General features: G+C 40.2%; 7 protein-coding genes. All 7 read right to left on the bottom strand.

Features of this window, described 5'->3' with window-relative positions; all coding sequences use genetic code 11:
- Positions 1-8: 8 nt before the first annotated feature.
- Positions 9-1739 carry a hypothetical protein gene (locus ACSZOX_RS01770; protein ID WP_437918026.1) on the bottom strand — a complete coding sequence of 577 codons (1731 nt, stop codon included), beginning with the start codon at positions 1737-1739 and terminating at the stop codon, positions 9-11.
- A 19-nt stretch (positions 1740-1758) separates the two neighbouring features.
- The gene (locus ACSZOX_RS01775; protein WP_437918027.1) at positions 1759-4947 is read right to left on the bottom strand and encodes a TonB-dependent receptor domain-containing protein; all 3189 of its coding nucleotides are present in this window, start codon (positions 4945-4947) and stop codon (positions 1759-1761) included.
- A gap of 56 nt (positions 4948-5003) precedes the next feature.
- Positions 5004-6242, bottom strand: a complete 1239-nt coding sequence (locus tag ACSZOX_RS01780) for a DUF4374 domain-containing protein (protein WP_437918028.1) — start codon at positions 6240-6242, stop codon at positions 5004-5006.
- Positions 6243-6262: 20 nt separating this feature from the next.
- Complete coding sequence (locus ACSZOX_RS01785) at positions 6263-8938, bottom strand: TonB-dependent receptor (protein ID WP_437918029.1); 2676 nt, start codon at positions 8936-8938, stop codon at positions 6263-6265.
- Positions 8939-9044: 106 nt separating this feature from the next.
- Positions 9045-9977: a FecR family protein gene (locus tag ACSZOX_RS01790; protein WP_437918030.1), complete on the bottom strand. Its 933-nt coding sequence runs from the start codon at positions 9975-9977 to the stop codon at positions 9045-9047.
- 103 nt (positions 9978-10080) lie between these two features.
- Entirely contained in the window at positions 10081-10590 is a 510-nt protein-coding gene (locus ACSZOX_RS01795) for an RNA polymerase sigma-70 factor (protein WP_437918031.1), read from the bottom strand.
- Between the two features lie 290 nt (positions 10591-10880).
- Entirely contained in the window at positions 10881-12059 is a 1179-nt protein-coding gene (locus ACSZOX_RS01800; protein WP_437918032.1) for a metallophosphoesterase, read from the bottom strand.
- Positions 12060-12182 lie beyond the last annotated feature (123 nt).

The following is a 12182-nucleotide window of genomic DNA, read 5'->3' on the forward strand; positions in this document are numbered from 1 at the left end:
CATCTTCATTATTTATTATGTTTGACCTTCCATACCTTCGCTTTCTCAGCTGCAGGCACATCAGCACCAGTCCGACCAATCAATGCCAATGTATAATACCCGGTTTCATAGGTTGGGACAGTACGCCCTACTTGGCTGTAAAGCTCCGCATTATCAACAAAGCCGCTACTTGCAAAAACAGGTACATCATTTGCCCATACTCCCGGGATGGTACCTGCATTCGACCTAAAGACAAACAAGTCAAAAGGCGTCGTACTATTAAAATGGAAATATACATATGGAAATTTTACAGGAATTTTCCCTGGTTCCAGATTATAAACTGCACTTTCGTCTTTCGCATAGGTATATCCCCGATATTGCAGATTAAAAGGATTATCCGTTAACAAACTCTTTCCATCGTTCATCGTGAAACTTACTTGCTCAAAATCTGCTGACAGATTTAAAAAACGGAAAGCTAGAGGCATATCATAAGTTTGTTTATTATAATAAGCATCATCCGAATTGATACCTCGGTAAGCAACTCCACTGAGATCGTTAAACACCATTTTCAATTCGGCAATTCCCTCGGTATTCGTGTATAACCATGCAGAAACATTTGCTCCCGCATCAACATGCGAAGTTGTCGATGCAATGATTTCGCCGGAAGCAGCTCTCGCTTCAACTTTTACATCTCCAGTGGATACAATTTTATATGCCGAATAATTGTTATAGGCAAGGTTAGATTGAAGTTCTTCACCATTGACATAAAAAGAAACCAGTTGTCCAATATGTGCATTAACAGCCTGTACACGTGCATAAGCTGAATTTATAGGGATAATATTATCGACGATACGTACAAAACCATTTTGCACCGTACCTCCAAATTGCATAGGACATACAACTAAGGTATAAACGCCTCCTGGTTGATAGGTCTTTATGGGCGCATAGGTCAGTAGTGCCGAACCAGCACCAGTCTGTGTTGTGGCACGAGACGTTGCAGGATCGATACTGATCACCAAATTGTCACCATTATCATTTTCTATGTTATTGCCACTGATCTGCCGACCATCTGCAGTCAATAATTTAAACTGATAAGTTCCATAAGGCAACTCAATATACTCCGAACCGCCGTTGTCTACGGGAATAGCGGTCGTTGCTTTATGAACGGCAGATCCATCAGCGTAAGCGAGTGTAACCGGCCCCGATACATCTTCAATCACGTTTCCGTTAGAGACCTTACGGGTCAGATTTAGTACACGAATTTTAAAATGATCCGGTTTACTGGAAGAAGCAACACTGCGTTCCGTCGTGACGATCTCTGCAGATCCATCCAGCAAAGGCGGAATGATATAATGATCCAAATGGACCGTATTGTCTTCCTCCACCGTAAAATTTAACGAATTTTGATCTCCATTATCTATTGCTTTATTCATATAGAAATCAATTGTGCCTTCTTCAAAAAGCTCCTGAGGAATTTCCCATACAGGCGCTTGCCAAATCCCACCATACATTCCGCGATCCGGAAAATATTCACTGCCCTCATAAGGACGCACGATATTGGTCACCATCTTTCCATTTGCGACAACTTGTTCATACTGCTGATTGAACATGACAATTCTTGAATTAGAAAGTTCATGCTCCATCAGCGGGGCTGCGATAGAAACATCGACTTTATCTTTATCGCAAGAAGATAAACTCAGCCCCATTATAGCTACATAAGTCCAATTCAGCAGACGATTGTACATATCTTTTTTATACATTTTTGTGCATTTTATACGATTAGAAAAAATTGTAACTTACCCCCATCATAACATCTATACCACGACGGTAACTACGCTGGATGTACTCATTCCCATACCACTTTCCTCCTGTGCCTGGATTTGCATAAACCGTCTTGATTTCAGGATTCAGCAGATTTTTTGCATAGCCTTTAAAGAAGAGCTTCTTATAAACTTTCTGACTCCACACAAAATCCAGCATCGCAACAGGCCTCGTGTATAAATCTGGTTCACCTAGCATATTGATCTGTACAAGGCGCTCCCCAACCATATTAAATGTGGTCGTAAAATCTGAACCCCATTTGTTATTTTCATAATTCAACCAGGCATTAATGGAATAGGGTGCTTGCTCAAACAGAGGACTATTTCTAGGCGTATGTCTATCCAATGTTTTAGACGCATTATAACGAGAATCACTTTTTTTAATATTACTTTGTGCCAATAATAGATTAGATCCGACCGAGAATCCTTTTGCATATTCCCACATGTTGCCAAGGTTCTTTACCATTTCTAATTCAAATCCCCATACTGTACCCACATTTTGTTCGTTTTCAAAACGGATAGTCGGAAATTCTGGATAAATAGCCGCTGCACCACTCGTTTTTAGACTAAATGTTCGTACAAGTTGGTCATGAATTCGCTTGCCAAAAGCTGAGACAGCGATCACTTCGCCCGATGCTGGAAACCATTCCCATCGGAAATCTAAATTTTCGGTATTTTGATTCTTCAAGTTTGGATTTCCAACGACCAGCCCCATTTGAAAGGCATCATATTCAAATACGTTTGTAATCTCCCGAAGTTCAGGACGCGCCAATGTCGTATTAAATGCCAATCTAAAATTCATGTCTGGACGCAAAGAATAGATCACATTCATTGCATAATACGGCTTATAGCCTGTTTTGTAGCGTGAATTAGTTTCCTTATCTTCAAGACTAGTGCTATTCGAAGCAACGATTGTAGGATCGACGTAAATGCCGACAGTATCTACTCGAGATCCGATATTCGTTGTTTCTAGTCTTATCCCCCCAACGATTCGCCAACGTTCATCCAATCGCAAATCAGCCATTCCGTAAAGAGCCATAGTTTCAAAGTAACTCTTATAATTGTTGGCTGATTTTTGAATATTGTATAAAAATCCACCTCGAGCGCCAGCACCTTCACCGTCAGAAGCTGTACCCTGCCGAACACCTATAATTTCGTTACTCACCAGTTTATCCAAGTCTCCCCGTACTTTTTGAACCCAATAATTCCCCATATCGGTATAATTTGAACCGGGCAGAAAGAGATGATTTTCTGAAAAATCTCTCCTCCTAAACAGGTAGTTACCACCGAATTTCACTTCCTGTTTCTGGTCTAACCACTCGAACGGAAGGCTAAGATCTACCTTATAGTTGTAATTTTCTTCGTTAAGCTCCCGCCACCTCCGACCATTTGGATCCACCTGTAAAGTACCTTTAGGTCCATAACCATTCACATAACCCGACATCAACGTATAGACACGATCGGTATAAGCAAATCGCGATGTAGAATCCAGATAGCCGTCAAAGTTGTCATCCATTTGCGGCTGCTCATACAGTATGCCCCCGTCTGCGGGAATATACTCCACTAAGGACGTATAACGATAATCGGGATCTCGTTGTACAGACTTTGATGTCGATCCGCTATAAGCTAGACGTGCTGCATAAATTCCTTCAGATAATTTGTGATCACCATGAATCTGTACCGTATTCAATGTACGGAAGGTTTGTTTTAGTGCATATACATAGCTATTTACAGGACCATCCAAACCTGAATAATCGTAGGCTCCTAACATACTTGTGGCGTTGTTTTCGCTCCCCCAGCTCCCCATATACTGAACAGAAATCTCATGCCGAGGAGAGAAACGGTAGGCTAATCCTCCTAACACGCCATAATTAAGCGTTTCGTTTCCCGTATTCTCATTATACGTTTGATAACGCCCCAAATAAAGGTTATTTGGCGTAATGTAATTGGGAATATAACGCGGACTGTTAATCTGTCCACCTGTCACCACACCTTGATAAACACTGAATTGATTCAGCGATCCATTATTGATATCTGTTGTTCGACGAAAATAATTACCTCCTAGGATTAGTCCGATCTTGTGCTTCCCAAATACGTCGTAGTTATTACCAAATGTGAGCGAGTAGCGCTGATCGGGAGTCGCATTACGGTAGCGGGTGATCAATACGGGATCAAAGCTTTGCATAAGACCATTGATACGTTTCACCTCTGCGGTCGCTTGCTCACTATATTTAGCATTCGCAATATATTCTTGGATAGATCCTACGCCATTGGGATATTGTTGTGAAAGTTGAAGAAATTCTGGAGAAAGCTGTTTATCGTTGACTTTCGTTCCAAACGTGCCCATATTACTATTCTCAAAACTATTAAACTGCCCACCAAAACCGATATTTGAGTTTGTTCCGCCCATAATTTCAATCTGTAGGATTTTTTTATCAGGAATCGACTTTGTTTTTAGATCAATGATTCCTGAAGCTGCGTCAGCAGGTTTGTCAGGTGTATATGTTTTTAAAACAGTAATATTATCCAATAAAGCAGCTGGCACAAGATCAAGTGAAATAGCACTACGATCGGGGTTAGAAGAAGCCAAACGTGCACCATTCAATTGTGCGATGACGCTACGGTCGCCCAATCCACGCACAGCTACATATTTTTCATCAGTGACAGTAACCCCAACGACCCGCTGCAATGCTTGAGTGGTAGTTATACTCGCCGTTCGCTCAATCAATTGGGCAGAAATACCATCCTGCACGGTGGCGGATTTTCTTCGCTCTTCCAAAAGAGAGGCTTCGTTATCCAACCTTTTGCGCACAGCGACCTGCACTTCATCAATGACTCGAGATGAGGATGTGAGCATGATAAGCGACTCGCGCGTCACACCGCGTGCAGCAACTTCTCTAAATTGATAGCCTATGTGTCTAAATTCCAAAACAGCAGCATCGGAGGAGGTACTAATTTGAAATTCGCCTTGGCTGTCAGTTACAGTCGTCGTCGACTGACCTTTGACACGTACACTTACATCTGGGATGGGACTCTTATGAACCGCATCTATTACTTTTCCTTTTATTGTAGCCTGTGCAAATACATTCTGTACTCCCAAGCAAAGGAAAAAAAAGAGCATAGCATAGGTTTTCAGATGTGTTCTCATCCGTAAAACAGGGTTTATATTCATTTTAAGTTATTTCTATTTCGTACGTTACTTGGTTATTTTGTTAACTTACCAATACCTACAATTGATCCAGCCTGTATCTGCACCCCACGTGTGGCAACAGCAGTTTCTGGATCAATTTTGTAGACATAAGGATATGCCGTGGAGCTAGTTATCGGCAGAATCACTTGACCATTTTCGAGAAGAGGCGCATTGGCTATTCTCGTGATTACCGAAGTCTGTGGAATTCCAGTAACCCATTTAAATGTTTTCGTACTTACATTTAAGATGCCTAAGCGTTTCATATCAGGGAACTCTTGACTTTTCGCCGTTTCTGTATAAGTCTGTATCAAAAAATTATCGCCACCAACATACCATACCTTGTAAACCGATCGATTCTGTGTTAATTGGTCGAAATTGATATAGAAATCTGGATCAAACTCCTGTTCACCGTTTTTAATACGTAAAACCCCTGAAGGCTTGTCCGTTTTTTCAAAAGAGGACGAGAAAACATATAAGTCACCATTATCGTTCATATCTATTTGAGAAAACAAAATAGAGCGAAAACGACCTCCAGAATAGCTCAAGCGATCATCGACGATCAAACGCGTATTAAGATTTTCGTCAAACTCTACGATACGTACCTTGTCGGTTACTTCATAGTCCTCCGATCCTACTACCGAAGAATAGAACTTATCACCTTTTCCAACAACACCAGCAAAATATACATTGAAATTTTCCTCGTCCCCTGTAATAGAGGAGGTTGCCACATTTTTGTTAACAACTCTTTTTGTCTCGGGATCGAAGAAATGTACATCTGTATATGCCTTGCCTGCATCTACATGTCCTGTTATCGTAACCATTTTTCCTTCCCAAACGCCAAAGGTTCCTTGCCCTTCTTCAATTTGATACTCTATTGTGCCTTTTCCCAATTGACCATTCGTGTCCAGGTAATACGATGTTACGTCTGAAGGGCCTCGTCTATACGCATAATGGTAGGCAGCCTTCTCATTCGGATAAAACCAAATAGATCCGTCGGCAGTTCCTCCATTCTGATCCGCTTGCCAACCGTTATTCAACAAACTTATCGTTCCCGCATCAATCTGCGTGGTCTGCAGAAGATAGGACGGTCCTTCCACATTATCCGAACTCTGCCTAGCTGTAATAATATATTGCGAATCCGTTGCGGGATTTCCTGTATCTGGTTCTGGAGTGTCCACCTTTTTGCTGTCACAAGCGGATAGTAGCAACATAGCAACCCCCACCATTAAGCTACTTTTTTGAAATTTATACATAAGTTTTCGTGTTATTTAATTTATTGATTTCTAGATATTGAATAGGCTAACTTGAGTGAAAAGCTTCGACCAGGTTTTTGGAAACTCCAATTGTCATAGACATTCTCATCGGTGATATTCCAAACTTCTCCTGTTATGGTCCACTTACTTCCATCCATACTGTATGTACCAAATACACTATGCGTAAACTGTGTAGGAATCATTGCAATGTCATTTCCTCCATAATCGGCCGTATGAAGAGGAAACTCGTATACATATAACATATTGTACCCCAAACGAAACGTATTCCCTGGACGCAAGACATTGAAAACACTATAGTCTACAAAGGCATTACTAAATAAATAGGGCGTATTTGGTACCCGTGTATTATAAGACAAGCTTATTTTTTCGCCGGAATCACCTGGATCATACTTGTTCTTAAAGCGTAGATCTTGATACGTCAGATTTGCACCCAAAGAGAGATATTTTCCATAATAGTATTTTACTTCGCCAGATATCCCTTTATTATCTACTAATCCATGATTGCTTAGCGTAGAAGGAGCAGAAGCTGATCCTCCAACAGATCGGATGATAAAATCTTTTGTATTTCTATAGGTCAATCCTAACGCAAACTCCAGTTGATGGACATTTTGTAAAGTCATGTCATAGATCAGGTTCAAGTTAAAGTTGTTACTGCGTTCGGGTTGAAGAGAAATATTTCCCGCATTGTATGTTTCGTTACCAAACAGTTCTTCGGTCGTTGGCAAACGCAAGGTATTTTCGAATGAAAATTTTGTCTGCAAACGTGTAAAAAAGTAAGTAGTTGCAAACCCATAACCGAAATCTTTGTAATTCTGAGAAGCTAATGTATAGCCTCTTCCTCCCCCGGAAGACTGCGGCCCTTCATTCCGCTGCAAAAAGCTTTTAAAAAAAAGAGAACTGTTCCAATGCTCATTAGGTATAAATTGATACGACAAGCCCGTCACATTCTTTACACTTTTTTTTTCAGCCTCAATCATATCAGCACCATCGTCATAGTTGAGAGAATCTCGTCCAGACCGCGCGTAGAAAGTAACAATATTGGTCATTGCAAATCGATGTTTTTCCCATTTATTATATTGCAAGTTCAACGTTGTTCCCCCATCGCGGTAGTTAAAGACGGCCATCGAATAATTAAATTCCCCAGGGCTGAGTTTCTTCTTTGCTTCTCCTAACCAGTTGTAATAAACCGTAGCCGTATCTATATTTCGAAAAGTACCCCAATCGTAATTTATCGTAGCTCGTAAATCCAGAGGACTATTGAATAACTTTTTCTTCTCATAGTTCAGAAAAGGTGACACAGAATGTGAGCGTCTACGCACCTGCCCAAATACGAATTTCATTTGCGATCCAGTTTGCTCCTCTTTATTTTCAAATCCGGTGTTAAATCCCAGAAAAAACCGATCCGCATAAGACTTATTGATGACGCCTACCTGTGCAATTATTATGGTATTACGAAAGGCATCGTGGAAGCGACGCACACGTTTTGTTTCAGGTAAATACTGACCTGTAGCCATATCCAATATAGTCGCGTCTACTTTATAATCGTTGTCCGAATAATTATGGATAAGATTTGCCTTAAAGACCCAGTTCTTATCTGTTTTATACCCCGCACTGGCGAAGGTTTTCCGCGTGTTAAATGATCCATAAGAGTAGGACGCATTGACAAAAGATTTCTTCGATTCATCCGTAACAACATTGATAACGCCTCCCAATGCATCCGCAGCGAGGCTCACAGGAGAAACGCCTTTATAAATCTCGACTCTATTTGCTAAAGCAACAGGAATATTGCTCAATTGGAACGTGGTACCAAATGACTCGATTGGCACACCATCAACAAAAACCTTGACGTGGTTACCGGAAAATCCATTAATAGCAATATCAGCTCTCGACCCAACGCCACCGGAAGTTCGTACACGTACACCTCCTGCACGATCCAAAGCTTGGGCCACATCCAAACTCGTATTGTGTAGCTCCTTCGCATTTAAAACTTCTACATTATAAGCTTGTTCTTGAACATCTTGCAATGCCGACCTCCCGACAACCCTTACCGCTTCAATCTGCTGATCAGAAAAAATAAACGTTAAATCTCTCTTTAGCCTTTTGTTCGCTTCAATCTTTACAAGCTGACTTTGATCCTTCTGTCCCACAAAACGCATAGTTACTTCTAGCTCACCCACAGGCAGTCCATTGACGCTGAATGTGCCATCTTCTTTCGTAATTACGGATTGTCTACCCGCTACAATTACCGTGAGAAAACCTACCGGCTTTCCAGAAGGATCAACAACACGTCCAGCTAATCCACCTTGACCTATACCGAATTGCAGAACAATTTGTCGATTGTTCTTCACCTGCCAATTCGAAAGATAAGCACCAAATATTTTCTTTAACACGTTAATAAGTGGTTCAGATTCGTAGTTGCCACTAATTGGTTTCAATGTTCGTAAATCGTGATCAGAATATACAAATGAGCATTTCGTTTGTTTTTCCAGAAGACGTAAAGCGGTTTTTACTGGAGTTTTTTCAAAACGTATCGTAACATCGGTATTCAAAATACCTTGCGCAGCAAGTCTACTCCCAGAAGCGAGAGAGAGGAGAAAAATTAAAAATAAAATGTATGCAGGGTGCTTCAGATTGTTGCATAGGAATCCCAGGCCAAATAATGGCGTTTTTTTCATACTTTCGCAAAAATTAATTGTTGTTAACAGTTAGTCCCCAGTGTATTGTTTTTCCAGAACCTCATGCACTGGGGTATTATTTCCCTAAATAACTGTAGATCGACAGTTACTTTTTAATTTCATCTAATATCACTTGTCCATTTGGTATTATTTCATAGTTAAATTTCAAACTGAAAGAGAGCATGTCAAGAACCTCTTTCAAGCTATTGTTCTCAAATGTAGCAGATACGGTTTGTGCCAATAGTCGTTGATCTTTCAGATGAACAGAAACCCGATAACGACGCTCAATCGTCTGTATGGCTTCCTTCATTGGTGTTTGATCAAAAAGTAAGATGTTATCCTTCCACCCAATGTAATCTACAGCGTCTACAAGAGACTTGGCGGCAAATATGCCGTCCGACCAACGAATTTGCTCGTTAGCTACCAGAATATGTTCTTCGCCATCATGGTCCGTAATACTTACTTTGCCTTCAAGTACTGTTAATTCCACCCTACTATCCGTATATGACTTATAATTAAAAACGGTCCCCAAAACCTTGACCGATGTATGCTCACCTATTACTCTAAAAGGTTTACTCGCATCTTTAGCGACTTCAAACAATGCCTCACCTTTCAAATGTACAAGACGTTCATTTTTCCCAAAATCTTCATCCCACTTTAGTTCACTACCTTCATTGAGTGTAATCACCGTACCATCAGTCATTTTCAAGATTTCCTGTTTTCCAGATACCGTGGAACGTATATAAACCATTTTATCTAGCTCTCCTTTACTGTAGAACTCCTGATAGACCACCCAGCCCATGGCAAAAAACAATAAAAGCGATGCTGCCAAAGACATCCATTTTACAGATAGACGATATGCTTTTTTCAACTGTAAAGGCTCGTCAATAACAGCTGATAAATTTTCTCGAACATCCTTCAAAACCGACGCTTCTTTACTGTCAGATTCAGCATGAAGCCACATCTCCACCTGCATTTTTTCCTCTGGTGAACAGTGTCCGCTGTAATATTTTTCTACCAATTCAGTTGTTATCTTCATAGCTGCTATATAAACAAGACGAACAAGTGCATAAGAAGTCCTAGTGTGAATTAGAATTAATCCAAATAAAAAAGATAAAACGCTACTAATAAAAACTTTAATTTTACGATCTAAGCTTATCTCTCAATGTATTCAAAGCTCGGGTGAGATGATTTTTCACTGTTTTTTCGGAAATATTCAATCGATAGGCGATTGTCTTATTGTCTAAATTTTCCCTTCTACTAAGCTGATAGACCTCTCTACATTTCTCAGGCAAACCATTTATAATCTCATTGATTTCCTGTTGCAGAAAACGAAAAGATGTAACTCTCTCCGTGTCTTCCGATCCTAATTCCAGAAATGGCTTTACAGATTCGGCATAAGAGAGCTGAATTTTGGATTTACGAAGAATATCAATAGACTTATTTCTTGCACTTTGAAATAGATATGATTCAATAGATGCTACTGTACCTTGTAAAGGATGTTGATTCTTCCAGAGCATCATAAAAACATCCTGCAGCACATCTTTAGCCAGCTCTTCATCTTGGGTATAAAGAAATGCAATACGATAAACTTTTGGTGAAAGTCGGTCGTACAGTGCAATAAATTCATGGTCTGTATTCGTATCGGACACGGCAAGGCTTTATATTGTTCCTTTTACAAACACAAATATAACCTTATTTAGAATAAATAAAAATAAGAAATGAATTTACCGCTTTTAAACTTTTAACTCTAGACTAAAATCAATACAGAAGATACTCTTTTACTGAACGTATAAACACTTGTAGAGGTAATCGTACCTTGTTCCGGAGCATGATGAAGTCCGTTTGGTAAGTTAAGGCCAAACAAAAATCGCCAGCTGAAAAGCTAGCGATTTTTGTTCTTAGATGAAGTGGATCATGTAGCCATAATACAAGTAATTACCTAAGATTTCTTCAACGTTATCACCGTTATTTCTGGCCATACTCCGATCCTACCTTTCAATCCATGATAGCCGAAACCTCGGTTTACATAAAGGTATTTCCCATCTTTTTTATACAATCCCGCCCACTGTTTGTAAAAATACTGTATGGGGCTCCATTTAAATCCAAAAATTTCCAGTCCGAATTGCATACCGTGTGTATGCCCTGCAAGCGTTAAGTGCACATGTTTATCATGTTCGAGGGTTACCTGATCCCAATGTGAAGGATCATGAGACATCAAGATCTTAAATGAATCGTCCGGAACCTTTGACGTTGCTTTATTTAGGTCACCATATTGATGAAAACCACCTTTGCCCCAATTTTCTACACCAACAAGAGAAATACGTTTGTCATCTTTCTGAATATCTATAGATTCATTCAGCAATAAACGAAATCCCATCTCTCCATGGATCTCCTTGAGTCTATCCAAATTGGCAGCCTTTCGTTCCGCGCTATCCCATTGTACATAATCGCCATAATCATGGTTCCCCAGTACAGAAAATTTACCTGAGGGAGCGTCTAGCGTATTGAAGTGCGAAATCCAGGGATCCATTTCTGACGCCTTATTATTAACCAAGTCTCCTGTGAACAGAACCAGATCACTCTTCTGCGCATTAATCAGCTGTATTCCTTTACTCACCCCTTTGGTATCGGATAAACTCCCCGAATGTATATCTGAAATCTGGGTAATCTTAAAACCATTAAAAGCATCCGGTAGATCCGGAAAAGTCAGCACTTCTTCCCTTACCTTGTAAAAATGACGTCCGCTTGTAAGTCCAAAAATAATCACCAAAACGATGAATACTGCCAAAAAGAGTACAAACTCGCTCAAGAAGATGTTCCTTGCAGGGAATCCACGAAATATACGCACAGCATCTTCCGCAAATAAAAGAGGAAAGGCGAGCAATTTAGGAATAAACACAACCAGAAAGGAAGTCATCAGAAAGCCTGCCATTTGCTGTATATCGTGTCCTATTCTCCGAAGGAAAATAAGACTGAATATCCCCATGACAAGAAATAAATCGATCCACCAATAGAGCCTATGCAATAAAGGCGTATCGAACACAGTCGAAAATGCCTGGAAAAAATACACGTCTCCAAGTATGAAGAGCGTTAATATCAATAGAAGTCTTTTTGCCATTTTTTAATATATCTGACATTCGACTAGCCAACGATATGCCAATCCCAAACATGACGATTCTACAAAAGAGCTTAGTTCCCAAATATGGAGTCCCGATGACAATTCCCTGCTGTTTACCCCAAA

Source organism: Sphingobacterium sp. LRF_L2, from assembly GCF_965644235.1.
Classification (GTDB): domain Bacteria; phylum Bacteroidota; class Bacteroidia; order Sphingobacteriales; family Sphingobacteriaceae; genus Sphingobacterium.

Bases quoted from the DNA above. Each gene is read 5' to 3' on its own strand.
- ACSZOX_RS01790 (WP_437918030.1), bottom strand. From the start codon at position 9,977: ATGAAGATAACAACTGAATTGGTAGAAAAATATTACAGCGGACACTGT.
- ACSZOX_RS01785 (WP_437918029.1), bottom strand. From the start codon at position 8,938: ATGAAAAAAACGCCATTATTTGGCCTGGGATTCCTATGCAACAATCTG.
- ACSZOX_RS01770 (WP_437918026.1), bottom strand. From the start codon at position 1,739: ATGTATAAAAAAGATATGTACAATCGTCTGCTGAATTGGACTTATGTA.
- ACSZOX_RS01780 (WP_437918028.1), bottom strand. From the start codon at position 6,242: ATGTATAAATTTCAAAAAAGTAGCTTAATGGTGGGGGTTGCTATGTTG.
- ACSZOX_RS01775 (WP_437918027.1), bottom strand. From the start codon at position 4,947: ATGAGAACACATCTGAAAACCTATGCTATGCTCTTTTTTTTCCTTTGC.
- ACSZOX_RS01800 (WP_437918032.1), bottom strand. From the start codon at position 12,059: ATGGCAAAAAGACTTCTATTGATATTAACGCTCTTCATACTTGGAGAC.